A 24,035-nucleotide genomic window follows, 5' to 3' on the forward strand; every position below is an offset into this window, starting at 1 on the left:
GATTCCGTTTCCTGGAGACATCACCCGTGCGCTTCGACGCCAATCTGACCATCGAGCGGCCGACCTTCGTCACCCATCTCGAATGCTCCTACACCGGCGAGCGCTACGAGGCCGACCGGGTGCACAACCTGTCCGCCGCCGGCAAGCCGCTGCTGGTGCGGTACGACCTGGATGGCGTGAAAAAGGCACTGAACAAGGACGAGCTGGCCCGCCGGCCGCAGGATCTGTGGCGGTACCGCGAGCTTCTGCCGGTACGCCGGCTGGAGGACATCGTCAGCCTGGGCGAGGCGGTAACCCCGCTGGTCGCCATGCCGCGCCTTGCCAAATCGCTCGGCGCCACGGAACTGCTGGTGAAGGACGAAGGGCGCCTGCCCACCGGTTCATTCAAGGCGCGCGGGCTGATCATGGCGGTGTCGATGGCGAAGGCTCTCGGCATCACGCACATGGCAATGCCAACCAACGGCAACGCCGGAGCGGCGCTGGCCGCCTACGCCACCCGCGCCGGCATCCGCACGACCATCTTCTGCCCCGAGGACACGCCGGAGGTGAACGTCTCCGAGATCGAGCTCCAGGGCGCCACCGTCTACCGCGTCAACGGGCTGATCGACGATTGCGGCAAGATCGTCGGCCAGGGCAAGGCGGAGGTGGGCTGGTTCGATGTCTCCACCCTCAAAGAGCCCTACCGGATCGAGGGCAAGAAGACCATGGGGCTGGAATTGGCCGAACAGCTCGACTGGGACGTTCCGGACGTGATCTTCTACCCCACCGGCGGCGGCACCGGCCTGATCGGCATGTGGAAGGCCTTCGACGAGTTGGAGCGGATCGGCTTCATCGGGTCCAAGCGGCCCCGCATGGTCGCCGTCCAGGCCGCCGGCTGCGCCCCCATGGTCCGCGCCTGGGAGAAGGGGGAGGAGCATGCGCCACGCTGGGAGGACGCACACACCATCGCGTCCGGAATCCGCGTTCCCCAGGCGGTCGGCGACTTCCTGATCCTGCGCGCCGTGCGCGAAAGCAACGGCTTCGCCATCGCCGTCCCCGACGACGCCATCCAGGTGGCGTTGGACGAGATGGCGAAGTCCGAAGGCTTCCTCCTCTGCCCGGAGGGGGCCGCCACCTACGCCGCCTACAAGCAGGCGCTGGCCGACGGCCGCGTCCGCCGCGACGAGCGGGCGGTGCTGTTCAACTGCGCCACCGGGCTGAAGTATCCCCTGCCCCCGGTGCACCGCACGATCGACCGGCACAAGCCGATCGACTTCAAGGCCCTGTAAGGCAGAGGCGGCGGTCAGACGACCGCCGCACCCCAGCCCGGCCGGCGGACGGCCCGCACCCGGCCGCTCCGCCCGCCGCCGCAGTAGAAACGCCCGGCGCCATCGGACTCCAACCCCGACACCCCCGTGCCCGGCGGAAACTCCACCGCCTCCTGCACCGCGCCGGTCTGTGGGTCGATGCGCCGCAGTTCGCTCTGCTCCGCCTCCCAGGTGCCGTGCCAGAGCTCGCCATCCACCCAGGTCACGCCGGTGACCATGCGATCGGATTCGATCGTGCGCAGGATGGCTCCCGTGTTCGGATCGACCTGATGGATCCGCCGGCCCTGATAGTTGCCGACCCAGAGCGAGCCCTCCGCCCACGCCATGCCGGAATCGCAGCCGCCGCCAGGGGCGGGGATCGTCGCCAGCACCGCGCCGGACGCCGGATCGATCTTCTGGATGCGGTCCTCGGCAATCTGGAACAGGTGACGGCCGTCGAAGGCGGTGCCGGCATGTGCGCCCACGTCGAGCGACCGCACCACCGCACCAGTCGCCGGATCGAGCGCGTTCAGCGTGTCGCCGGTGGCGAACCAAACGTGGCGGCCATCGTGGCTGACACCATGCACGCAGTCGGTGCCGGGAAACGGTCCGTACTCTTCGAGGATTTCAGCCTGTGAACGGTTCATGGTCTTCGTGTCCTTCCGCATGTCGTGTGGTGCGGTCAGGCTATCCGGCCGGCAGCGGACCGGGGAGTAACAAGGTCGTCGTGAAACCCGGCAACGGTGGCGTCGTCCACCGCCGCGCCCGACCGCGGCCATAGGACTGCACCTTTCCATCCTCCGCCAGGGCGTCCAGCGCGCGCTGCACCGTGCGCTGGCTGGTCCCGAGCGCCAGCGCCAGGGCCGAACTGGACCAGAATTCGCCATCGGAGAGCAACGCCAGCACGCCGGCGTGCTCGTCCTCGATGGGCCGCGCCAGCACCGCCACGCCGTGGCACGCCTTTGGAACCAGCGTGAAGCCCCGCGTCGTCGCCTGCACGCCGGCGAGCGGGCGCAACGCGGCGCGCAGCCGTCCCATCTCGACCCGCAGCCGTGCGCGGTGGGAGTCGTCCGCCTCGCGGGCGCCGAACGCGCGGCGGAGCAGAGCGTCCCGCACCGCATCCCCCGGCCATGCCTCCCCCAGGGCGCGGGCAAGCGCGAACAGCACCGGCCGCCGTGCCAGCGGCACCATGGTCTCTCCCTGGCGGACGGCGTGACGGCAGGCGTCCACGACCAGAGCCGGCGACGCCAGCAGCGCCTCAACTTCATCGAGCCGCAGTGGACGGTCCTCGCCACCCGTGACCAGCCGGGCCGCGGGTGCGTCGAGGGACGCGGTGGCGCCGTCGATTTCCGCCGTCAGGGAGGCGATGCCCGCCGCTCGCGCCGATCGCCCTGCCCGCTCCAGCGCCGCCCGCGCAGCCTGCGTGCGCAGCCGCCGCATCGCGATTCCGGCTGCGACTAGGTCTCGGACAGCCGTCACGGCAGGTGGCAGAGGCTCCGGCCCGGCCCCCGCCAGGGTCCTCTCGGCTGCGTCCAGCCGTCCGACAAGGAGAAACCTGCGCCCCACCAGATTGCGCGCATGCGCAGCGTTCACGCGGTCGCCGTGCGCCTCCAGGACTGTCAGCGCCTGCTCCAGCGCCGCTGCCGACCAGTCCAGGTCGCGGCACGCAAGCGCGATCTCCGCTTCAGCGAGCACGCAGCGCGCGCGGGCCACCGCCTCCGTCGGGCCGAAAGCCTGCCCCGCCCGCCGCACCAGCACCCGCGCCCGGTCGAGGTCGCCGAGCTGTGCCATGGCAATGCCACGCAGCGCCAACGCCGGCGCGTCGTCGCGCAGGGACACGCGGTTCAGAGCGTCCAGAGGATCCCCTGCCGCCAACGCCCTGGCCGCCGCCGTGATCAGCGAGTCCATTGCAATACTGCCTCGTCCGTCCCCCTGCCCACCGAGTACCCCCCGCGACCGAACGCCACCTCCGCCGGACCTTCCCCGCTCCCCACATGTTCCGATAGCACGGAGTGACGGGTGGAGGCAGCGATGGCGTGGTCGTTTCCGATCGGGGTGGTGCGGGGGACGGTGCTGCGCGTCCATGTCACCTTCCTTCTGTTCCTGCTGTGGATCGGGGGAGCGCACTACGCGCAAGGTGGTTGGGACGCGGCGCTGGAAGGCATAGTGTTCATCGTGCTGCTGTTCGCCTGCGTGCTGCTGCACGAATTCGGGCATGTCGCCGCGGCCAGCCGCTACGGTGTGCGCACGCCGGACATCACGCTGCTGCCCATCGGCGGCGTGGCGCGACTCGAGAGCATTCCCGAGCAGCCGGCCCAGGAGCTGGTGATCGCGCTGGCCGGCCCTGCGGTCAACGTGGCGATCGCAGCCGCGCTGTATCTGATCGTCGGTTTCCCGGCGGCGGGAATCGAGGTGCAGAATGCCGGGGTCGGCATGCTGGAACGGTTGGCTGCGGTCAACCTGTTCCTCGCCCTGTTCAACCTGATCCCGGCCTTTCCCATGGACGGCGGTCGGGTGCTGCGTGCGCTGCTCGCGTACCGCATGGGCTACGCGCGGGGCACCCAGGCGGCCGCTACGGTCGGGCAGGCGGTCGCCTTCGGGCTGGGGCTGCTCGGGCTGTTCGGCAACCCGATCCTGCTGTTCATCGCGCTGTTCGTCTATTTGGGGGCCGCGTCGGAGGCTCACGCGGTGCAGATGCGAGCGGTCAGCCGCGGCATGCTGGTGGCCGACGCCATGATCACACGGTTCGAGACCCTTGACCCTACCGCCCACGTGGCCGATGCCGCGGACTGCCTGATCCGCACCACCCAGCGGGAGTTCCCGGTGGTGGACGGTGGTGGCACGTTGCGTGGGGTGCTGACCCGCGATGACATGATCCGGGCGTTGCGCGACACCGGCCCGGAAACACCCGTCATCGACGTCATGCGCCGGGAGATCCCTCTGGTCGGCGAGCGTCAGTGTTTGGAGGACGCGCTGTCGCTGCTGCGCGACGGCACGTTGCCCGCCATCGGTGTGGTGAACGCCGCCGGCCGCCTTGTCGGCGTCGTCACGCCGGAGAACATCGGCGAGATGATGATGATCCAGACCGCCCGTCCCAACCCGTCGACAGACGGGCCATGGCGGCGGGGGACCACGCCGTGATGGTCGCGATGCTCTACCGCAATGCGCCGTCCCAGCCGCCACCGAGCGCGGTGTAGAGCGTGACCGCGGCGGCATAGCGGTCGAGGGCTGCCTGGATGGCCGTGTCGTCCGTCTGGAACACCGTGCGCTGCGCCTCCAGCACGTTCAGGAAATCAACGGTCCCCGTCCGGAAACGGGCATCGACGATCCGCAACGCGACGCGGGCCTGGGCGTTGGCGTCCTGGGCGAAACGGTGGCGGCGCTCGGCGGTGTCGGTGGCGCTGAGCGCGTTCTCGACGTCACCATAGGCCGTCAGCACAGCGCGGCGGTAGGAGTCCACCAGTTCGGCGGCGCGGGCGCGGGCCTGATCCTCCTGGGCCTCCAGCCGGCCGCCCTCGAAGAGCGGGGCGGAGAGGGAGCCGACGAGGCTGCCCACGAAGGTCGGCGCGTCGAACACCGCCGACAGGGCCGCCGCCTGCACCCCGCCGCGCAGGCTGAGATCGATGGCGGGCAGCCGGTCGGCGCGAGCGGTGACGATGTCGAGGTCGGCAGCCTTCAGCGTCGCCTGCGCCTGCCGCAAGTCAGGGCGGCGCAGCAGCAGCGTGGCGGGCAGACCGGCGACCGCCGGCGGCAGCGTCACGCCGACCAGCGTCCGCCCCTCCACCGCAAAGCCCTGCGGCGGACGGCCGAGCAGGATGGCGAGCGCCGTCAGCGTCTCCCGCTCCGCCTGCTGAAGCACGGGGATGGAGGCGCGCTGCTGAGCCACGCTGGCGCGCTGCTGCGCCAGTTCCAGGTCGGACGCGGCACCCAGATCCACCTGTCTTTGCAGGACACCCAGGATGCTCTCGGCGATCCGCAGCGTCTCTTCCGCCAGCCGCACCCGGTCACGGATGGCAAGGAGCTGGAAGTAGAGGCTCGCAACGCCACTCTCCACCGTCAGAGCGACAGCCTCGCGGTCGTAGCGGCTGGCGAGCAGACGCTGCTGTGCGGCATCCGCATTCGCCGTGTTGCCGCCGAACAGGTCCACCTGATAGGCGGCTCCCACCGTGCCCTGATAGCTGCGGCTGGACGAGCTGCCGGCCCCCCGTCCGCCGGTGCGCGAGCTGTCGGTCCAGGAGCGACTGTTGGACGCGTCCAGCCCCACCGCAGGGTATAGGGCGGCTCCGGCGATCCGGGCCTGCGCGTCGGCCTGCCGCACGCGGTTCGCGGCCGCGGCAAGGTCGAGGTTGTTGGCCTGCGCCTCCTCCATCAGGCGGGCCAGCTCGGCGCTGCCGAAAGCCCGCCACCACGCCCGATCCGGCCACAGCCCGGCCGCCCCGGCCGGGCTGTCCCAGGCAACGGGCGCGGTAACGGCGGGCGGCGCGGTGTCGGGAATCAGCGAGCAGCCGGCGAGCAGCGCGGCCATCAGCAGGGGGGCTGCGGTCCTGGAGAGCATCGGTCCTGGTCTTGTCATTCGGAAGCGAGGGCAACGACGGGGTCAAGGTCCGCCGCCTTGCGCGCGGGGAGATAGCCGAAGACAAGGCCGGTGGCGAAGGCGCAGCCAAAGGCCAGCAGCACCGGCCCCGGCGTTACCAGAACCGGCTTTCCGAAGGCGGCGAAGGCCCAGGTGACGGCGAGGCCGCCGGCAACGCCGACGGCACCGCCCAGCGTGCAGATGGCCAGCGCCTCGCTGTTGAACTGAAGCATGATGTTGACTCGGCGCGCTCCGGTCGCCATGCGCACGCCGATCTCCCGCGTGCGCTCGGTGACGCTGACCAACATGATGTTCATCACCCCGATGCCCCCCACCAGCAGCGAGATGGCGGCGATGGAGCCAAGCAACAGGGTCAGCGTGTTCTGCGTCTCCGTCGCCGTCTGGATGATGGAGGCCATGTTGCGGATCTGGAAATCCTCCGCCCGGTGGCGCGCGATGAGGAGCTGACGGATCTCCTCCTGCGTCTGGTCGATCCGCTCGACGTCCTCCACCTGAACGGTGATGGTGCGGACATAGCGCTGGCCGAACAGCCGCAGGCTGCCGGTGGTCAGCGGCACATAGACGATGTCGTCCTGGTCGTTGCCACCGGGCGAGGCGCCCTTGGCGCCCATCACCCCAATCACCTGGAAGGGGATGTTGTTGACCAGTATGTGACGGCCCAGCGGGTCCTCCCCATTCGGGAACAGGGCACGTACCACCGTCTGGCCGATCGCCGCGACAGGGGCGTAGGTCGCCACGTCCTCCGGCCCGAAGAAGACGCCTGACGCGACGGTCCAGTCGCGCGCTTTCGGAAAGTCGGCGGTCGTGGCGTTCACCTGGGTTTGGTAATCGCGGTTGCCGGTACGCAGTGTCACGTTGCCCGGATATTCCGGCACCGCGGCGCGGATGTTGGGCAACTCGGCGATGGCGTCGGCGTCGGGCGCGACCAGGGTGGCGGTCACGCCCCCACTTGGGCGCACGTTGGGGGCGCCGGGCCGGATCAACAGCAGGTTGGTTCCCATGGACGATATGCGCGTCAACACCTCCTGCCGAGCACCGTTGCCGATCGCTAGCATCGCCACCACGGAACCGACGCCGATGATGATGCCAAGCAACGTCAGCAGTGTCCGCAACAGGTTGTTGCGCAGCGCGTGCAGCGCCATGCGCCCGGCTTCCGCGACATCGCGGGGGTGGAGTCGGCCGACGCAGCGGCTGGGCAGCGGCCCCTCCGCCGCATCGTCCGGCGCGGCGGCATCCTGGACGGTGTCGGAGACGATGTTGCCGTCCTTGATCTCCACGATGCGGCGAGCCTGCTTCGCCACGTTGGGGTCGTGGGTGATCAGCAACACCGTGTGGCCCTGGGCGTTGAGGTCACGCAGCAGCTTCATCACCTCGGTGCCGCTGCGGCTGTCGAGCGCGCCGGTCGGCTCGTCGGCCAGGATCACCGGCCCGCCGTTCATCAGCGCCCGCGCGATGGACACGCGCTGCTGCTGCCCTCCTGAAAGCTGGTTGGGCCGGTGATCGAGCCGATCGGCGAGGCCGAGTTGGCCCAGCAGTTCCGTCGCGCGCGCCACCCGCTTGTCGTGTGGCATGCCGGCGTAAATGGCCGGCATCTCCACATTCTCGACCGCGGTGGAGGAGGCGAGGAGATTGTATTGCTGGAAGATGAAGCCGAACGCCTCCCGCCTCAGAACAGCGCGCCGGTCGGCGTCAAGCGTCGACACCTCCTCCCCATTGAAACGGTAGCTGCCGCCCGTGGGGCGGTCGAGCAGACCGATCAGGTTCATCAGCGTGGATTTGCCGGATCCCGAGGCGCCCATGATCGCCACGAATTCACCCGGAAAGATGTCCAGCGAGACACCGTGCAGCACGGGCACTTCCAGCGTCCCTCGTTGGAACGACTTGATAATGCCGCGCAACGCAATGATCGGGATGGGCAGGCCCTCCATCCCCGTCCGGCCGGCGGACGCCGGAAGCGGGGTGAGACGTGCGATGTCGCCGTCCATGGTCAGAACCTCGGCCCGAAGTTCGGCGGACCGCCGGGTCCGCGGTTGTTCTGCGCCATCACCGGTGCCGGAGTGTCGATGACCACGTCATCGCCGGGATTGAGGCCGCTGCGCACCTCCGCCATCACCCGGTTGCTGGCACCGATCACCACCCGCCGCTCGACCGGCTGGCCATTTTCCAGAACGCGGGCGATGAAGGTGGTGGTCTCTCCTTCGGCGGGATGCGCACCGCGTTGCCCGCCCTCCCGCCGTCCCTCACCGGGCGGGCGCGGACCGGCACCGCTTCCGCCATTGGTGGGCCCGGACACGGCGCCGGCCGGCCGCGCGCCGCGCGCCGAAATGGGCTTCAGCGCGGCCATGGGCACCAGCGGCACGTCCGTCGCCTGCGCTACCTGGAAAAACACCTGGGCGCTCATCTGCGGCAGCAGGTCCAGTTCGGAATTCTCGACCTCGAAAAGGGAGGCGTAGAGGACGACGTTGTTGACCACCTCGGGGGTTGGGAGGATTTGCCGCAGCTTGCCGAAGCGGCGGCGATCGGGACGGCCCAGCGTGGTGAACCAAGCGGGCATGCCGATCTTCAGCTTGGGGACATCCGCCTCCGACACCTGGGTGCGGACAGTCATCACGTCCAGCTCGGCGATCCGCAGGATGATCGGCGCCTGTTGGTTGGCGTTCAGTGTCTGGCCCTGACGCGCGGTGATGTCCACCACGATGCCGGCCATGGGCGCGTAGATCTTGGTGTAGCTGAGGTTGGCCTGGTCGCCGCGCAGGGTGGATTCGGTCTGCTGGATCTGCGCCTCCAGCGCCATGATCTGGGCGGCCAGGGTTTTCCGCTGTGCATCGGCGGTGTCGAACGCCTCGCGGCTGGTGGCCCGTTCGGCCAGCAGACGCCGTTGACGTTCGAACTGCGTTTCGGCCAACTCTTGCTGGACCGTGCGCTCCTTGACCTGGGCGCGCAATGCCAGAAGCTGGGCCTGATCGGCGGCCACGCGGGATTCATAGACGGTCGGGTCGATCTGCGCGAGCAGTTGCCCCTGCTCCACCTTCGCCCCATAGTCGACGAAGATCTTCTTGAGCTGCCCGGACACCTGGGTGCCGACATCCACATAATTTCGCGGCTGCAGCGTGCCGACAGCGGATACCGTGTCCTCCACGCTGCCGATGACAACCGTGTGGGTGCGGAAGGGAGGCGGGGTTTCGGCTTTGGCCGCCACGAACCACCACCACCCGCCGCCCGCCGCCGCGGCCATCGCGACCAGCATCAACAGAACCCGCTTCATCATCCTGCCGAGGCCTTCAATTGCAAACGACTGTCACCCGCAATAAACTCGGGAGATTGTCGGCCGGCAAGGTTGCTGATTCGTGTCCGAGGTGAGGGAAATGTGTAACGGAGTGTAACCGGTCCGGCAGGGGCGCCAGCGCCCCGGATTCACCTGTATTTCACGATCACCCACACAGCATGAATGATGCCCGGTATGTATCCGAGGAGCGTCAGAAGGATGTTGATCCAGAAATGCAGGCCGAAGCCGACCTGCAGGAAGACGCCGAGCGGCGGCAGCAGGATCGCCAGAATGATGCGAAGGATGTCCATGATGCGCCCGCTCCCTGCCGTGTCCGTGGTGGCCTGTGTAACGGTGCTGCAGCGTGGCTGTTCCCGCGATGCCACAGGAACGTTGGACGCTGGGCACCCTTGCGCCATGAGCCGGTGACGCTCGTGCTGCGATGCACTATGTTTGGAGTATGGGTGCCGTATAACACAGACCCTTTGGGAATTGTGGAATTCAGACAGATCCAACCTGTAGGAATGGTTGAAAGGACGCCATGAGCTCTCTCGCCCGCGAACGCGTTCTGCGCGTGCATCACTGGACCGACACGCTGTTCAGCTTCACCACCACGCGCGACCCGTCGTTCCGCTTCACGAACGGCCAGTTCGCGATGATCGGGCTGGAGGTGAACGGCCGTCCCTTGCTGCGCGCCTACAGCATGGTTAGCGCCAACTATGAAGAGCAGTTGGAGTTCCTCAGCATCAAGGTGCCGGATGGTCCGCTGACGTCTCGCCTGCAGCATATCAAGGAAGGCGACGAGATCATCGTCGGCCGCAAACCGACCGGCACCTTGCTGGCGGACAACCTGATACCCGGCAAGCATCTGTATCTGCTCGGGACCGGTACCGGCTTGGCTCCTTTCATGAGCATCATCAAGGACCCCGACGTCTACGACCGGTACGAGAAGATCGTCCTTGTTCACGGCTGCCGCTTCGTGTCGGAGCTGGCCTACCGGGAGGAGATCACCGGCTCGCTGCGCGACAACGAGTTCTTCGGCGATCTGGTCCGGGAGAAGCTGATCTACTACCCCACAGTGACGCGCGAGGCGTTCGATAACCAGGGCCGCATCACCGATCTGCTCGAGTCGGGCAAGCTGTGCCGGGACATCGGCCTGCCGGCCCTGGATCGCGAGAACGACCGGGTCATGCTGTGTGGCAGCCCGGCCATGCTGGCCGATACCGTGGCGCTTCTGGAGGCCCGCGGGTTCGACGAGGGCAGCCACAACACGCCCGGCCATTACGTGATCGAGAAGGCTTTCGTGGAGCGGTGATCCCGACCGCTCCATAACGGGAGGGTTCAAGCGATGGACGGGTCTCTGCCGGCGGTGTTCGTTTCCCACGGCTCGCCGATGCTGGTGATCGAGGACGGGGCGGCGCACCGCTTCCTGAAAGGCTACAGTGCGCAACTCCGCAGGCCCAAGGCAGTGCTGGTGGTGTCGGCCCATTGGGAAACGCCGGCACCGCTTGTCTCCACCGCGGTCCGTCCGGACACGATCCACGACTTCGGCGGCTTCGCGCGCGAACTCTATGCCATGCGCTACCCCGCACCGGGGGCGCCGGAGGTGGCGGGCAGGGCGGCGGGGCTGCTGACCACGGCCGGCATCCCCGCGGGTACGGACCCCGGTCGTGGGCTCGATCATGGGGCTTGGGTGCCGCTCATGCTGCTCTACCCCGAGGCTGATATCCCGGTAACGCAGCTTTCCATTCAGCCGCATCTGGGACCAGAGCATCATTGGCGGGTCGGACAAGCGCTGCGGCCACTGCGTGACGAGGGGGTGCTGATCCTCGCCACCGGCGCCATCACCCACAATCTGCGCGAATTCTTCGGCCGCCGCTCGGATGCCGGCTCGCCGGATTGGGTGACCGATTTTGCCGACTGGATCGCCGATGCGGTCGCAGAAGGGCGTACGGACGATCTGCTCGACTACCGCCGGCTGGCTCCGCACGCCGTCCGCAACCATCCGACCGACGAGCATCTGCTGCCGCTGTTCGTGGCTCTCGGAGCCGGCTCCAACGGACTGAGCGGTGTACCGGTCCATCGGAGCCACACGTACGGGGTGCTCGCCATGGACGCGTACGCCTTCGCCTGAGAAAGCTCCAGGTGGGAACGCATGCGCCCGCCGCCTGTTGCCCGACCGTTGACCCGACCCGGAAAGGGTGCCCGTCACGAGGAGAGCGACATGACCGATGCGAAGGGGACCGACGAGGAAAAGGCCGATCGCACCCGCTGCGTCGATGTGGAGGCGCTGGAAGACACGATGGAAGAGGTCGTCGAGACGCTGGACCTCGCCGAGCGGGCAGCGGGTTTCGTTGAGGCAACGTCCAACGATGCCGATGCCCGCAGCCGCGCCGCACAGGTCCGCCGACAAGCAGAAGCTATGTTGGACGCTGCCGAGGAAAACGGCACTCTTCGCCCAGCTGAGGATGACGCATCGGCCAGCACCCCGGGCACCATGCACTGACGTCGTCCTCTGACGTGCTTTACCCGCCGCGCGCCGACAGTGCCCGCGTGGCCAGTGCCGTGGCGGACGCGCGGTTTCCCACGCCCAGTTTGGCGAAGACCTGTTCCAGGTGCTTGTTCACAGTGCGCGGGCTGATGCCCAGGATGGTGCTGATCTCCCGGTTCGACTTGCCGCGGGCGATCCACAGCAGCACGTCCGCCTCCCGCGCCGTAAGCGCAAATGCCTGCTTCAGGATGGCCTCGTCCTGACCAGTTGTAGGTTCGCTCAGCCGGTACAGATACTCACCCGCCTTGCCGGGGCTGAGATAGGTGAATTCAAGGCGATGGCGGTCGTCGTCCTCTCCCACCTCCAGGGTGAAGGCGGGGGAAGCCGGATCGGGGTTGCGGCGCAGCCTTACCAGCCCCTCCGCTAGCACTTTAGAATCGGCCTCGCCGCCGCCATGGGCCAAGACACCCAACAGCCGTTCGGCCTGTGGCGTGCACCACATCACCCGCCCCCGATCCGTCGCGGCCAGCAGGAAGCGGCCAGTGGCGTCGAGCGCCACCCGCGCACCATAAGCGACGCGGGCGTTGGCCAGATGCACGCGGATGCGGGCGATCAGCTCGTTGACGGCGATGGGCTTGGTCACGTAATCGACGCCGCCGGCCTCCAGCCCCTGGACCACATGCTCGGTCTCCGCCAGCCCGGTCATGAAGATGACAGGCAGATGCGAAAGATGAGGCTGCTGCTTCACCCGCCGGCAGGTCTCGAACCCGTCCATGCCCGGCATCATCGCGTCCATCAGGATCAGATCCGGCGTGATCTGGTTGAGGAGATCGAGCGCGCTTTCACCATCGGTCGCCACCAGCACGGTCAGCTCCGCTTTCTCGATCGTCTCGGTGAGGAAGCCCAGCGTCTCCGGGGTGTCATCGACCACCAGGATCATGTCGCGCCGCTTCATCCACCGCCCCCCGTATCGGCACCAACCGGTCAACTCCGACCGGCCAGCGCCAATCGGTCAGGGCCCGTCACCCCGAGAGATGTCCAGAAGCTTCATATAGCCTTTCATGTTGAAGGCGCGCAGCAATTCACGCAATCGCGCGACAAAGGCGGCATTCGCCGGATCCTCCGCCTCCACCTCCACAAGCCGCGCCTCGATGCCGCGCACGTAGCCGATGCGGCCGAGCTGGCGCAGATCGTCGAGATGATGGGCCATACCCGGCGGAACGCCGTCGGCCGTTGCGGGCGGTGACGGCACGGGTTCCGCGGCGACTGCCAAGCGCCCGGCTTCGCGCAGCCATTCCAACCCCATCAGCGATTCGATTCGGTCCAACAAGGCCCGCAGCTCGATCGGTTTGGCGAGGAAGGCGTCATGCGGTGCTATTCCACCAGCCGGCCCCTGCTGCTCGTACGCGTTGGCCGACACCATCAGGATCCGCACGGCATCGCCGAATCGGGCGCGGATGGCAGCGGCCACGTCCCACCCGCTCTCGCCGGGCATGGAGATGTCGAGGATCACCAGTTCCGGCCGGATCTCCTCCGCCGCCTTCAGGCACGCCTCGCCGTCCGACACGGCGGTGAGCAGGAAGCCCAGCGGCCGCAGGATGTCGGTCATCAACGCAACGTGCACGGGGTTGTCGTCCGCCAGCAACAGCTTGATCCGCGGCCCGGCGTAGCCGGTGACCCGGCCGTGCTCCTGCGGCTCGTCGCCGGTGTGCAGCGCCTCCGATAGCAGCAGCCGCACGCGGAAGATGCTGCCCCGGCTCGCCTCGCTGTCCACGGAGATGTCACCGCCCATGATGCGGGTCAGCAGCCGGGTGAAGGTGAGCCCGAGACCCGTTCCGGAGATGCCCTTGAGCACAGCTCCCTTGCCCCGCTCGAACGCCTCGAACACCCGCTCCCGGTCCTCCTCGGGAATGCCGATGCCGGTGTCGGCCACCTCGAACTCCGCCACCTGACTGCGGTAGCGCACAGTGAAGGAAACATGTCCCGTCTCGGTATACTTCACCGCGTTGGACAGCAGGTTGATGAGTATCTGCCGCAGGATCTTGGCGTCGGTGTTGACGTAAGGCGGCAGGTTGGCAGCACGGGCGTAGCGGAACTCCAGCCCCTTGTTGGCCGCTTGGATGCGGAACATGTCGACAAGCTGGTCCAGGAAATCACCGAGCCGCACCTTCTCCCGATTCAGCCGGCGCACCCCCGACTCGATCTTGGAGATGTCGAGCAGGCCGTCGATCAGGTTCGACAGGTGGTCGGCACTGCGGCGGATCACCTTCACCGCATCCTCAGGGCGCTCGGCCGAGCCGTGTTCCATAAGCTGCGCGTAGCCGGAAATGGCGTTCAGTGGCGCGCGGATTTCATGGCTGAGGCCGATGATGTAGCGGCTCTTGGCGGCGTTGGCGCTCTCCGCCGCCTCCTTGGCCTTCTGCAGCGCGGCATCGGTGCGCTCATGGGCGGCGATCTCCTCCATCAGCATGCCGGTCTGGCGCGCCGTCTCCTCCTCCGCCTTGCGGCGGCTGTCCTGCGCCAGCACCAGCAGCCACGCCGCCACCCCGGCCAGTATGACCAGACAAAAGAACACAGCGAGCAGAGCCGCCCGCACGGCGCCATGGGCAGTCTCCGGCGCCGTCACGAAATGGAAGTCGATGACCGTCAGCAGCCCGCCGAGCACCAGCGTGAACAGCGCCATCACGCCGATGAAGTGGCCGGTGCGGCTGTGCACCTCCGGTGCGAAGCGGCGGGGCAGGAGCCGTTGCAGGCCACGGGTGATCTGGTCGGAAAAACGGCTTTCGGTCTTGCAGCCGTCGTGACAGCGAGCGTCCAGCGTGCAACAGAGCGAGCAGATGGGCGCGTCGTAGGCCGGGCACCACGCCATGTCCCGGCGCTCGAACACATTCTCACAGATCGAGCAGCGGACCTCCGTCGCCTGGGTCGGCAGGTCGTCGGGATTGCGGGCCAGATAGTAGCGGCCGCCGGTCCACCACGCGATTGCCGGGGCCGCGGCGTAGGCGACCACCAGCCCGACAAAGGGCGAAAGCGCCTGGACGACCGGCCCCGCCACACCGAAGAAGGCGGCGGTGGAGCACAGCACCGACAGCGCCATGGCGCCGGTTCCGACGGGGTTGATGTCGTAGAGATAGGCACGCTTGAACTCGATGCCACGCGGCGCCAGCTTCAGCGGCTTGTTGATGCTGAGGTCCGCGGCAACGGCACCGAGCCAGCCCACCGCCACATTGGCATAAAGCGCCAGGATGCTCTCGATCACGCCGAGGATGCCGACCTGCATCAGCATCAGCGCCACCAGGACGTTGAACACAAGCCAAACCACCCGTCCCGGATGGCTGTGGGTCAGCCGCGAGAAGAAGTTAGACCACGCCAGCGACCCCGCATAGGCGTTGGTGACGTTGATCTTGAGTTGGCAGACGATGACGAACACCCCGGCCAGCACCAGCGCCAGCCACGCCGAACCGGTCAGGTCGCGGAAGCTGAAATGGTAGAGGTCGGTCGGCTGCACCGCGGCTGCGGCCGGCATCCCCTGCTGGATCGCCAGATAGGCGAGCAGCGAGCCGATCACCAGCTTGGCGCTGCCCATCAGCACCCAGCCCGGCCCGCCCACCAGCATCGCCGTCCACCAGCTCGCCCGCCCCGTCCGCTTGCGGTCGGGCAGGAAACGCAGATAGTCCACCTGCTCGCCAATCTGCGGAAGCAGCGACAGCAGCATGGAGCACGCCATGCCGAAGGGCAGCAGCCCCAGCGACCCGTCCGGGTCGCCTTGCGTTCCGGTGAAACCCAGCCAGCCCTGCAGGGCCGCGCGGTCGAGCAGCGCCACATACAGGAACGGCAGGCACTGGAGCACCAGCCACACCGGCTGCGTCAGCACCTGCATGCGGCTGATCACCCGCATGCCGTAGATCGCGATGGGGATCACCGACAGGGCGCTGATCACATGCGCCAGCGATTCCGGTATCCCCAGCAGCAGCACCAGCCCGGCCGACATGATGCTCGCCTCGATGGCGAACAGGATGAAGGTGAAGGTGGCGTAGACCAGCGACGTGATGGTGGAGCCCAGATAGCCGAATCCGGCACCGCGGGTCAGCAGATCGATGTCCACCCCCGCACGCGTGGCGTGGTAGGTGATCGGCAGCCCGACGATGATGTTCAGCAGCCCCACCGCCAGGATCGCCGCCATGGCGTTGGTGAAGCCGTAGGTCAGCGTGATCGCGGCACCGATCGCTTCGCAGGCCAGGAAGGAAATGGCGCCCAGCGCGGTGTTCGCCACCCGCCACGGCGACCAGGTGCGCGCCCGCTCCGCGGTGTAGCGCAGCGCGAAATCCTCGAGCGTCTGGTCCGCGGCCAGCTGGTTGTACTGGCGCCGCTCGCGGACGATCCTCTGCCTGGCACTCATCCCCGCCTGTCCGGCGCAGCCTGTCTTGCTGCGCCGCCGCAACTGGTTCCGGATGACGCCACTGTCGATGGAAGTCATGGGAATGGCAAGGGCCGGCGCCTGGCGGACGCGTTCCGTCACACCGTCAGGAACTTGCGGACCTCGCCCTCCTCCAGATCCGCCTTGGCCCCGGCCATCATCACCTCACCGCGCTCCATCACCACGAATTGGTCGGCTAGGTCCCGGGCGAACTCGAAATACTGCTCGACCAGCACGATCGCCATGGTGCCCTTGTCGCGCAGGTAGCCAATCGCCCTCCCGATGTCCTTGATGATGCTGGGCTGGATACCCTCGGTCGGCTCGTCCAGAACGAGCAGCCGCGGTCGGGTCACCAACGCCCGCCCAATAGCGAGCTGCTGCTGCTGACCGCCCGACAAGTCGCCGCCACGCCGGTCCAGCATGCTCTTCAGCACCGGGAACAGCTCGAACACCTCATCCGGCACGGTGCGCGCGCTGCGCGGGATGGGGGCGAAGCCGGTCTGTAGATTTTCCCGCACGCTCATCAGCGGGAACACCTCGCGCCCCTGCGGCACGATGGCCATACCGCGCCGTGCCCGCTCGTAGGGCGGCAGTTTGGTCACCGGCGTCCCTTCCCAGGTGACCGCGCCGCCGCTGGTCGGGTGCAGGCCCATGATCGCCTTGAGAAGGCTGGTCTTGCCCACGCCGTTGCGGCCGAGGACGCAGGTCACCTTGCCCGGCTCCGCGGTCATGGATACCTTGCGCAGCGCCTGCGCCGCCCCGTAATGGAGGTCGATTCCACTCACGTCCAGCATCGTCAGCGCCCCAGATAGACGTCGATGACCTGCTGGTTGGCGCTCACCGTATCCAGCGAGCCCTCCGCCAGCATCGAACCCTCGTGAAGGACCGTGACCTTCACCCCCAGTTCGCGCACGAACACCATGTCGTGTTCGACCACGATGACCGAATGCTTGCCTGAGATGGCGCGCAGCAGATGCGCGGTCTGCTCGGTCTCGGCGTCGGTCATGCCGGCCACCGGCTCGTCCACCAGCAGCAGCTTGGGGTCCTGAGCCAGCAGCATGCCGATCTCCAGCCACTGCTTCTCGCCATGCGCCAGACCGCCGGCGACGACGTCGCGCTTGGGCGACAGCTTGGTGATGTCCAGCAACTCCTCGATGCGCTTCCGGTCCTCTTCCGACACCTTGTAGAACAGGCCGCTGAACACCCCGCGCGGGTTCTTCAGGGCCAGCTCCAGATTGTCCAAGACGGTGTGGTGCTCGAAGACCGTCGGGCGCTGGAACTTGCGGCCGATGCCGAGATTGGCGATCGTCGATTCCTTCAGCTTCGTCAGGTCGGTGTTGCCCTCGAACATGACGGTGCCGTGGTCGGGCCGCGTCTTGCCGGTGATCACATCCATCATGGTCGTCTTGCCGGCACCGTTGGGGCCGATGATGGCCCGCAGCTCACCTGGATCGATCATCAGGGAGAGATTGTTGAGCGCCTTGAACCCGTCGAAACTGACGGAGACGCCGTCGAGGTAGAGCAGCGGGTCGGTCATGGCGCGGTCGCCTCCTTGGCGGCGTTGGAACCGGCGGCGGCGCGGCTGCGGCGGGCGGCGAGGCGCTGGCGCAAGTCGCCAGCCAGACCCAGGATGCCCTTGGGCAGGAACAGAGTGACCAGCACGAACAACCCGCCCAGGGCGAACAGCCACACTTCCGGCAGCACACCGGTGAACCAGGTCTTGCCGTAATTGACGATCACCGCACCCAGCACGGCGCCTGCCAGCGTGCCCCGGCCGCCGACCGCCACCCAGATCACCGCCTCGATGCTGGCGGCGGGGCTGAATTCGCTGGGGTTGATGATGCCGACTTGCGGCACGTAGAGCGCACCCGCCACACCGGCCATGCAGGCCGACAGGGTCCAGGCGAACAACTTCACTTTCTCGACATCGTAACCAAGGAAGCGCACGCGGCTCTCCGCATCGCGCACCGCGACCAGCACCTTGCCATACTTGGACGACACCACCGCCGACGCCAGGATGTAGCCGATGGCCAGCGCCACCACCGTCGCCACGAACAGCCCGGCGCGGGTGGCCGGCGCCTGGATATCGTAGCCGAGGATCTCCTTGAAGTCGGTCAGGCCGTTGTTGCCGCCGAATCCCATGTCATTTCGGAAGAAGGCGAGCAACAGCGCGAAGGTCATGGCCTGGGTGATGATCGACAGGTACACGCCCGTCACCCGGCTGCGGAAGGCGAACCAGCCGAAGGCGAAGGCCAGCACTCCCGGAATCAGCACCACCATAAGCGCCGCGAAGGGGAACATGTCGAAGCCGTGCCAGTACCAGGGCAGTTCCTTCCAGTTGAGAAACACCATGAAATCTGGCAGCTCCGCGTTCCCGTACACGCCGCGGCTGCCGATTTGGCGCATCAGGTACATGCCCATCGCGTAGCCGCCCAGCGCGAAGAATGCGCCGTGCCCAAGCGACAGGATGCCGCAATAGCCCCACACCAAATCGAGCGACAACGCCAGCAGGGCGTAGCAGAAATACTTTCCCAACAGCGTCACGGTCAGCATCGACAGCGACCAGGGCGAAGTCGGGGGCACCGCCAGCGCCATGAACGGCACGGCCACGGCCAGCACGGCGAGCACGGAGAGCAGGACCCAGGCCTTGGTGTCCAGTCCGGCGAGCAGGAAGCGGGTCAGCATCGGATCAGGCCTCCACAGCCCGGCCACGCAGCGCGAACAGGCCGCGCGGACGCCGCTGGATGAACAGGATAATGAAGATCAGCACCAGGATCTTGCCGAGCACGGCACCCGCGTACGGCTCCAGGAACTTGTTGATGGTGCCGAGCGTCAACGCACCCACCAGCGTGCCCCACAGGTTCCCCACCCCGCCGAACACCACCACCATGAAGCTGTCGATGATGTAGCCCTGTCCCAGGTTCGGGCTGACGTTGTCGATCTGGCTCAGCGCCACCCCGGCCAGCCCGGCGATGCCGGAGCCGAGCCCGAAGGTCAGGGCGTCCACCTGCGGGGTGCGGATGCCCATGGCCGACGCCATGCGGCGGTTCTGCGTCACGGCGCGGATCTGCAGACCGAAGGAGGTGCGTCGCAAGGCGACCAGAAGGGCGGCGAACACCGCGAAGGCGAACACCACGATCCACAGCCGCCCGTAGGTGATGGTCAACCCGCCCAACTCGAAGGCACCGGACATCCAGGACGGCGCGCCAACCTCCCGGTTCGACGGCCCGAACAGCGAGCGCACGGCCTGCTGCAGCATGAGCGACAGGCCCCAGGTCGCCAGCAGTGTTTCGAGGGGGCGTCCGTACAGCCAGCGGATGATGCCGCGCTCGATGATGATGCCGATGCCGCCGGCCACCACGAAGGCCACCGGCAGCGCCACCAGGATGGACAGGTCGAACAGACCCGGCGCGTAGGCGCGGAACATCTCCTGCACCATGAAGGTCGAGTAGGCGCCGATCATCACCATCTCGCCATGCGCCATGTTGATGACGCCCATTACGCCGAAGGTGACGGCCAGCCCGATGGCGGCCAGGAGCAGGACCGAGCCCAGCGACAGCCCGTACCACAGGTTCTGCGCGGCGGCCCACAGCGCCAGCCGGTGCTCGATGGCCCCGATCGCCTCGCGCGCCGCGGCCTTCACCGCATCCGGAGCGGTCGCATTGACGACCGTGTTCAAAAGCCCCAAACCGTCGCGGTCGCCGCGCGCGGCGATGATCTCGATGGCGGCCAGCTTCTCGGCTTCCGGCGCATCGGTGTTCAGCACGGCGGCGGCGCGCGCGCGCTGCATGGCGGTGCGGATGCCGGCATCCGTCTCCTTGGCGATGGCGCGGTCCAGGATCTCGATGCCCGCCGGGTCGCGGCTCTTGAACACCGCCTCAGCGGCAGAACGACGGACGGCCGGATCCGGGCTCATCAGCGTCAGCGCGCCAAGCGCCGCTCCAAGGCTACGCCGCAGCGCGTTGTTGATGCGGATGCGCTCGACCGCGCTGCGCTCGGCCGGCCCCAGGGCGGCGCCGGTCAGCGGGTCGAACAGGTCCCAGCCGCTGCCGGCGCGCTTGGCGACAACGACGGCGCCGTCGGACTTGCGCAGGTTCAGATCGCCGGCCTGCAGCGCCTCCAGCACCGGGGCGACCGCCGGGTCGCCGGTCTCGGCCAGCTTGGCGATGGCCTTGTCAAGTTCGTCATAATTGCTCACCCCAAGCCCGCGCACCAGCGCCGGCAGGTCGGCCGCATAGGCGGCGAGCGGCGGCAGCGCGGCGATGAGGAGGGCGGCCGCGATCAGCAGCCGTCGGATCGTGCAGCGCATGGGGGCCTCTGTCCTACCCTGAGTTCCTGAGTTGGGCCCCCACTCCGACCCTCCCCCGCGAAGTGGGGAGGGTCGGAGTGGAAGCCCGGTGCGAGGACCTCGCTACCTCACGTCCCCTTGCCGCCGCACTTGCCGGTCTTCACGTTGAAGTTGCCACAGGACATCGGCGCCCGCCAATCGGAGATCAGGTCCTTGCTGTCCGGCAGGTAGTCGGACCATTCGTCACCGACCACCAGGCCCGGCGTCTTGGAGACGATGTCAAACTGGCCATTGTCCTGCACCTCGCCGATCAGCACAGGCTTGGTGATGTGGTGGTTCGGCATCATCGCCGAGTAGCCGCCGGACAGGTTCGGCACGGACACGCCGATGATGCTGTCGATCACCGCGTCGGGGGCCGTGGTGCCGGCCTTCTCGACCGCCTTGACCCACATGTTGAAGCCGATCACGTGGGCTTCCATCGGGTCGTTGGTCACGCGCTTCGGGTTCTTGGTGAATGCCTGCCACTTCTTGATGAAATCCTCGTTCTCCGGCGTACTCACGGACTGGAAGTAGTTCCAAGCTGCCAGATGCCCGATCAGCGGCTTGGTATCGATGCCGGCCAGCTCCTCCTCGCCGACCGAGAAGGCCACCACCGGGATATCGGTCGCCTTGATGCCCTGGTTGCCCAGTTCCTTGTAGAACGGCACGTTAGCGTCGCCGTTGATCGTCGACACTACCGCTGTCTTCTTGCCGGCCGAACCGAACTTCTTGATGTCGGCGACGATCGACTGCCAGTCGGCATGCCCGAACGGGGTGTAGTTGATCAGGATGTCCTCGGACTTGACGCCCTTGGATTTCAGGTAGGCTTCCAGTATCTTGTTGGTCGTGCGCGGGTAGACGTAGTCGGTGCCGGCCAGCACCCAGCGCTGCACCTTCTCCTTCTCGGCGAGGTAGTCCACCGCCGGGATGGCCTGCTGGTTCGGGGCCGCACCGGTGTAGAAGACGTTGCGCGAGGACTCTTCGCCCTCGTACTGCACGGGGTAGAACAGCAGGCCGTTCAGCTCCTCGAACACCGGCAGCACCGACTTGCGGCTCACCGAGGTCCAGCAGCCGAACACCGCCGCGACCTTGTCCTTGGTCAGCAGCTCTCGCGCCTTCTCGGCGAACAGCGGCCAGTTGGAAGCCGGATCGACGACGACGGCTTCCAGCTTCTTGCCGAGAACGCCCCCCTTTTTGTTCTGCTCTTCCACGAGCATCAGCATGACGTCCTTCAGGGTCGTCTCGCTGATCGCCATCGTGCCAGACAGCGAATGAAGGATGCCCACCTTGATCGTGTCCTGCGCAAGCGCTGGCACGGCCATACCGCTGGCCGCGTAGATCGCGAGGCCGGCTACGGCCCCCATCGTGTAAGACGCCTTCATCTCCAAGTCCTTCCTCTCTCGGTGGTCCCGCCGTGACTTGCCTGTCCCTCGCACAAGTGCCCACACCCCCGGACCTTGGATGATCCGGGTTCCTTTGCGGATGATGGCGCGAAGACCGTGCGTGGCGGTCCGGCCGCCTTAGGGGAGTGTCGCACTCCCCGACCACGACCGAAGCCTTATGACGTGACTCTAGCTCGGCCCATTCAACCCGTCTCTACGTCAAACATGCCCCCCTGGCCTACGTCATTTACCCCATGCCCTTGACCGCCGAGCTCTTGGTCCAGTCGGGCAAGGCGGGTACACTGCCGGATGGGGCATCCACGGCCGCATAGCTTGCCATGATCAGGGTCACTTTCGAACAGTTCGACCGGATGAAGGGTAATGCGGAGCGGAGCTATGTGGACCGCGTCGTCCGCGCGATCTCCACTCGGTTTCGCGAGCACGCCGGGAAACTTGGCTCCGCCGGCACGCGTACTGCCGTAGAAACCGCGATCGCCAAGGGCCGCGGCTATGGCTTTGTCAGCGAATACGACCTGTTCCTCTTCACCTGCCTGAGCTTCGCCTTCGGTCCAGGCTTCGACGAGGACTCCACGCTTCCCTGGGCCGGTGCCACGTTGCACAGCCGCATCCTGGGTGATCCGCCATCCAGGCTGAGGCGGGTCTATGCGCTGGCGCTGGCTGCCACGTCGCAATCCGGGCGCCCGTGGGTGCCGCTACCGCCGCAACGGTAGGAGGACCGGCGATGCTTCCGCTGCTGATTCTCGGCATCGCGCTTGTGGCGGTTGCCGCTGCAGCGCTCTATTCGGCAATGAGCGCGGCGGGGGATGACGCGGAAAAAAGTTTCGACCCCTGCCATCCAGCCGGCGCGCCGGTGCAGGAATGCCCCTTTGCGGCGGCGAAGAAGTATCCGAAAATTCTGAACCAAGCGGCGGCCGAGCGCGCCCGGCGCAAGTACGACGGCCTCACCCCCGAGGACCGGAAGACGCTCGACGACGCACTCGCGACAGCCAAGTCGGACGAGGAGCGCGCCTACATCTGGAAGGCCTTCGCAGCCTGCCACACTCCCGCCGAGTGCGCCGCCTTCGGCAAGAAGATCCAGGGCAAGTCCCCGCAATGGATGCGGGATAACCTGAGCCTGACGGGCAGCAGCACCGGCACCGGCGTACAGCAACAATGGCACCACTCGTGCAATGCCACCACCGTGCAGGCCGTGCGCGGTCAGATGGATCCGGTCTATGCCCTCCAGGTGCACGAGGAGAATCCGAACTTCGGCAAGGTCGACGACATCGACGCCACCAAGGAAAACCCCACACTCGCGCAGCAGCAGAAGGACATGCTGACGAGTGAGTATTCCGGTCCCACCGCCGGCAAACACACGGGCGTGGCCGTCGGTCGCGGCCAAGCCGGCGGCGGCGGTCGCTGGGCCGACGACCTGCTGAACAACCAGTCCGGCACCACAGGCGTGCAGTACAGCACGACCAAGAACCCCGCCAATCCGGTGACCCTCATCGACGACGGGCTGAAGACCGGCGCCCCAGTGCCGATCGTGATCGGCAACGGGCCGGGGCAGTACACCCATTACGTCGTCGTCACCGGCTCCGACCCCGGCCCGCCCAATACCTACACCATCCACGATCCCTGGTCCGGCAAGACTGTTCAGCGCAGCGAGTCCGACCTAAAGAACGGCACGATCAATCTCGCCGGGTCCAATCAGGTGACCGCCGTCGAGGTGCCCAAATCCGTACCAACCGATCCCATGAAACCACCCTGCTGAGACGCGCATGAGCCCGGATTCCATCCCATCCACCCGCGACGCGCTGCGCAAGGCGGTGCCGGCGCTTTACTTGGCCCGCGGATGGCGCGACCACGCCGGCCATGCATTCCTGGAGATCCACGGCTGGTGGGCGACGGCAGCGGCCGAACAGTTGCTTGCCTCCCGCGTTGCCGTGCAGGAGGTGCAGACCACGCTGGAAGCCTTCCAGCAGATCCTGCCCTACTACGGAGACCGCGCCGCAGCCGAACTTCCCGCGGTGGCGTCAGAGGCATTGGATCTCGTTCAGAATCTGCTGGGCCAACCGAACAACCCCGGCTTCGTCGCGTGGTTGGAGCCATGCGTGCTGTCCGTCCGCGATGCCGCTGATCTTGCCGCCTTCCTTGCGCATTTCCGGGCTGTGTCGCTCCAGTACGCCGCCGTCGCGCGATCGGCGCCGCCTGAACGCGGATGACGCGGCGCCTTTTCCTGGCCATGTTGTTGACTGGCATTGGTCTCGCCA

The 24,035-nt window shown here is 67.2% G+C and carries 21 protein-coding genes; 8 read left to right on the top strand and 13 right to left on the bottom strand.

Annotated elements, in window-relative coordinates; translation table 11 throughout:
- Positions 1-26: 26 nt before the first annotated feature.
- Positions 27-1,268: a threonine synthase gene (locus HL658_RS07990; RefSeq protein ID WP_180281421.1), complete on the top strand. Its 1,242-nt coding sequence runs from the start codon at positions 27-29 to the stop codon at positions 1,266-1,268.
- A gap of 14 nt (positions 1,269-1,282) precedes the next feature.
- Here the strand turns inward: HL658_RS07990 and HL658_RS07995 are convergent, their stop codons facing one another.
- Positions 1,283-1,933: a Vgb family protein gene (locus tag HL658_RS07995; protein WP_180281422.1), complete on the bottom strand. Its 651-nt coding sequence runs from the start codon at positions 1,931-1,933 to the stop codon at positions 1,283-1,285.
- Between the two features lie 40 nt (positions 1,934-1,973).
- Positions 1,974-3,194 (bottom strand): helix-turn-helix domain-containing protein, encoded by a 1,221-nt coding sequence (locus HL658_RS08000; RefSeq protein WP_180281423.1) that lies wholly within the window; start codon positions 3,192-3,194, stop codon positions 1,974-1,976.
- A gap of 123 nt (positions 3,195-3,317) precedes the next feature.
- Between HL658_RS08000 and HL658_RS08005 the strand changes: the two genes are divergently transcribed.
- Positions 3,318-4,427, top strand: coding sequence for a site-2 protease family protein (locus tag HL658_RS08005; protein WP_180281424.1), 1,110 nt, complete (start codon positions 3,318-3,320; stop codon positions 4,425-4,427).
- Positions 4,428-4,440: 13 nt separating this feature from the next.
- On the opposite strand, the gene HL658_RS08010 is transcribed toward HL658_RS08005, so the two are convergent.
- The 4 genes from HL658_RS08010 to HL658_RS08025 form a co-directional block, all read right to left on the bottom strand.
- The gene (locus HL658_RS08010; RefSeq protein WP_180281425.1) at positions 4,441-5,841 is read right to left on the bottom strand and encodes an efflux transporter outer membrane subunit; all 1,401 of its coding nucleotides are present in this window, start codon (positions 5,839-5,841) and stop codon (positions 4,441-4,443) included.
- A gap of 14 nt (positions 5,842-5,855) precedes the next feature.
- Positions 5,856-7,808 (bottom strand): MacB family efflux pump subunit, encoded by a 1,953-nt coding sequence (locus tag HL658_RS08015; protein WP_180281726.1) that lies wholly within the window; start codon positions 7,806-7,808, stop codon positions 5,856-5,858.
- Positions 7,809-7,867: 59 nt separating this feature from the next.
- The gene (locus tag HL658_RS08020) at positions 7,868-9,127 is read right to left on the bottom strand and encodes an efflux RND transporter periplasmic adaptor subunit (RefSeq protein ID WP_180281426.1); all 1,260 of its coding nucleotides are present in this window, start codon (positions 9,125-9,127) and stop codon (positions 7,868-7,870) included.
- 167 nt (positions 9,128-9,294) lie between these two features.
- A complete protein-coding gene (locus tag HL658_RS08025) occupies positions 9,295-9,456 on the bottom strand; it encodes a YqaE/Pmp3 family membrane protein (RefSeq protein ID WP_180281427.1) in 162 nt (53 codons plus the stop codon).
- A gap of 230 nt (positions 9,457-9,686) precedes the next feature.
- On the opposite strand from HL658_RS08025, the gene HL658_RS08030 reads away from it, so the two are divergent.
- From HL658_RS08030 to HL658_RS08040, 3 genes are all read left to right on the top strand, one after another.
- Positions 9,687-10,460, top strand: coding sequence for a ferredoxin--NADP reductase (locus HL658_RS08030; protein WP_180281428.1), 774 nt, complete (start codon positions 9,687-9,689; stop codon positions 10,458-10,460).
- A 33-nt stretch (positions 10,461-10,493) separates the two neighbouring features.
- Positions 10,494-11,279 carry a DODA-type extradiol aromatic ring-opening family dioxygenase gene (locus HL658_RS08035; protein WP_180281429.1) on the top strand — a complete coding sequence of 262 codons (786 nt, stop codon included), beginning with the start codon at positions 10,494-10,496 and terminating at the stop codon, positions 11,277-11,279.
- 90 nt (positions 11,280-11,369) lie between these two features.
- A complete protein-coding gene (locus HL658_RS08040; RefSeq protein ID WP_180281430.1) occupies positions 11,370-11,651 on the top strand; it encodes a hypothetical protein in 282 nt (93 codons plus the stop codon).
- A 19-nt stretch (positions 11,652-11,670) separates the two neighbouring features.
- Here HL658_RS08040 and HL658_RS08045 read toward each other — a convergent pair whose 3' ends face one another.
- From HL658_RS08045 to urtA, 7 genes are all read right to left on the bottom strand, one after another.
- Positions 11,671-12,591 (bottom strand): response regulator, encoded by a 921-nt coding sequence (locus HL658_RS08045; RefSeq protein ID WP_180281431.1) that lies wholly within the window; start codon positions 12,589-12,591, stop codon positions 11,671-11,673.
- 57 nt (positions 12,592-12,648) lie between these two features.
- Positions 12,649-16,035, bottom strand: coding sequence for a hybrid sensor histidine kinase/response regulator (locus HL658_RS08050; protein WP_180281432.1), 3,387 nt, complete (start codon positions 16,033-16,035; stop codon positions 12,649-12,651).
- A 116-nt stretch (positions 16,036-16,151) separates the two neighbouring features.
- Entirely contained in the window at positions 16,152-16,847 is a 696-nt protein-coding gene (urtE, locus tag HL658_RS08055) for an urea ABC transporter ATP-binding subunit UrtE (RefSeq protein WP_180281433.1), read from the bottom strand.
- 2 nt (positions 16,848-16,849) lie between these two features.
- Complete coding sequence (gene urtD / locus HL658_RS08060; protein ID WP_180281434.1) at positions 16,850-17,590, bottom strand: urea ABC transporter ATP-binding protein UrtD; 741 nt, start codon at positions 17,588-17,590, stop codon at positions 16,850-16,852.
- Positions 17,587-18,738: an urea ABC transporter permease subunit UrtC gene (gene urtC, locus HL658_RS08065; RefSeq protein WP_180281435.1), complete on the bottom strand. Its 1,152-nt coding sequence runs from the start codon at positions 18,736-18,738 to the stop codon at positions 17,587-17,589. Before urtC ends, urtD begins: the two co-directional genes overlap by 4 nt.
- 4 nt (positions 18,739-18,742) lie before the next feature.
- Entirely contained in the window at positions 18,743-20,362 is a 1,620-nt protein-coding gene (urtB, locus tag HL658_RS08070) for an urea ABC transporter permease subunit UrtB (protein ID WP_180281436.1), read from the bottom strand.
- A gap of 107 nt (positions 20,363-20,469) precedes the next feature.
- The gene (gene urtA / locus HL658_RS08075; RefSeq protein WP_425485326.1) at positions 20,470-21,744 is read right to left on the bottom strand and encodes an urea ABC transporter substrate-binding protein; all 1,275 of its coding nucleotides are present in this window, start codon (positions 21,742-21,744) and stop codon (positions 20,470-20,472) included.
- A gap of 356 nt (positions 21,745-22,100) precedes the next feature.
- Between urtA and HL658_RS08080 the strand changes: the two genes are divergently transcribed.
- Genes HL658_RS08080 through HL658_RS08090 form a run of 3 tightly spaced genes read left to right on the top strand, consistent with a single transcriptional unit; the run spans position 22,101 to position 23,987 of the window.
- Positions 22,101-22,493 carry a hypothetical protein gene (locus HL658_RS08080; RefSeq protein WP_180281438.1) on the top strand — a complete coding sequence of 131 codons (393 nt, stop codon included), beginning with the start codon at positions 22,101-22,103 and terminating at the stop codon, positions 22,491-22,493.
- 11 nt (positions 22,494-22,504) lie between these two features.
- Positions 22,505-23,536: a hypothetical protein gene (locus HL658_RS08085; RefSeq protein WP_180281439.1), complete on the top strand. Its 1,032-nt coding sequence runs from the start codon at positions 22,505-22,507 to the stop codon at positions 23,534-23,536.
- Positions 23,537-23,543: 7 nt separating this feature from the next.
- Positions 23,544-23,987 (top strand): hypothetical protein, encoded by a 444-nt coding sequence (locus HL658_RS08090; RefSeq protein WP_180281440.1) that lies wholly within the window; start codon positions 23,544-23,546, stop codon positions 23,985-23,987.
- Positions 23,988-24,035 lie beyond the last annotated feature (48 nt).

It is taken from the genome of Azospirillum oleiclasticum, from assembly GCF_013423485.1.
Classification (GTDB): Bacteria; Pseudomonadota; Alphaproteobacteria; order Azospirillales; family Azospirillaceae; genus Azospirillum; species Azospirillum oleiclasticum.

Excerpts from the sequence above, each read along its gene's own strand:
- HL658_RS08035 (WP_180281429.1), top strand. The coding sequence starts at position 10,494 with ATGGACGGGTCTCTGCCGGCGGTGTTCGTTTCCCACGGCTCGCCGATG.
- HL658_RS08025 (WP_180281427.1), bottom strand. The coding sequence starts at position 9,456 with ATGGACATCCTTCGCATCATTCTGGCGATCCTGCTGCCGCCGCTCGGC.
- urtC (WP_180281435.1), bottom strand. The coding sequence starts at position 18,738 with ATGCTGACCCGCTTCCTGCTCGCCGGACTGGACACCAAGGCCTGGGTC.
- HL658_RS08080 (WP_180281438.1), top strand. The coding sequence starts at position 22,101 with ATGATCAGGGTCACTTTCGAACAGTTCGACCGGATGAAGGGTAATGCG.
- HL658_RS08050 (WP_180281432.1), bottom strand. The coding sequence starts at position 16,035 with ATGAGTGCCAGGCAGAGGATCGTCCGCGAGCGGCGCCAGTACAACCAG.
- urtA (WP_425485326.1), bottom strand. The coding sequence starts at position 21,744 with ATGGGGGCCGTAGCCGGCCTCGCGATCTACGCGGCCAGCGGTATGGCC.
- HL658_RS08015 (WP_180281726.1), bottom strand. The coding sequence starts at position 7,808 with ATGGAGGGCCTGCCCATCCCGATCATTGCGTTGCGCGGCATTATCAAG.
- HL658_RS08005 (WP_180281424.1), top strand. The coding sequence starts at position 3,318 with ATGGCGTGGTCGTTTCCGATCGGGGTGGTGCGGGGGACGGTGCTGCGC.
- urtD (WP_180281434.1), bottom strand. The coding sequence starts at position 17,590 with ATGACCGACCCGCTGCTCTACCTCGACGGCGTCTCCGTCAGTTTCGAC.
- HL658_RS07995 (WP_180281422.1), bottom strand. The coding sequence starts at position 1,933 with ATGAACCGTTCACAGGCTGAAATCCTCGAAGAGTACGGACCGTTTCCC.
- HL658_RS08045 (WP_180281431.1), bottom strand. The coding sequence starts at position 12,591 with ATGAAGCGGCGCGACATGATCCTGGTGGTCGATGACACCCCGGAGACG.
- HL658_RS08040 (WP_180281430.1), top strand. The coding sequence starts at position 11,370 with ATGACCGATGCGAAGGGGACCGACGAGGAAAAGGCCGATCGCACCCGC.
- HL658_RS08090 (WP_180281440.1), top strand. The coding sequence starts at position 23,544 with ATGAGCCCGGATTCCATCCCATCCACCCGCGACGCGCTGCGCAAGGCG.
- HL658_RS08030 (WP_180281428.1), top strand. The coding sequence starts at position 9,687 with ATGAGCTCTCTCGCCCGCGAACGCGTTCTGCGCGTGCATCACTGGACC.
- HL658_RS08010 (WP_180281425.1), bottom strand. The coding sequence starts at position 5,841 with ATGCTCTCCAGGACCGCAGCCCCCCTGCTGATGGCCGCGCTGCTCGCC.
- urtE (WP_180281433.1), bottom strand. The coding sequence starts at position 16,847 with ATGCTGGACGTGAGTGGAATCGACCTCCATTACGGGGCGGCGCAGGCG.
- HL658_RS08020 (WP_180281426.1), bottom strand. The coding sequence starts at position 9,127 with ATGCTGGTCGCGATGGCCGCGGCGGCGGGCGGCGGGTGGTGGTGGTTC.
- HL658_RS08085 (WP_180281439.1), top strand. The coding sequence starts at position 22,505 with ATGCTTCCGCTGCTGATTCTCGGCATCGCGCTTGTGGCGGTTGCCGCT.
- urtB (WP_180281436.1), bottom strand. The coding sequence starts at position 20,362 with ATGCGCTGCACGATCCGACGGCTGCTGATCGCGGCCGCCCTCCTCATC.
- HL658_RS08000 (WP_180281423.1), bottom strand. The coding sequence starts at position 3,194 with ATGGACTCGCTGATCACGGCGGCGGCCAGGGCGTTGGCGGCAGGGGAT.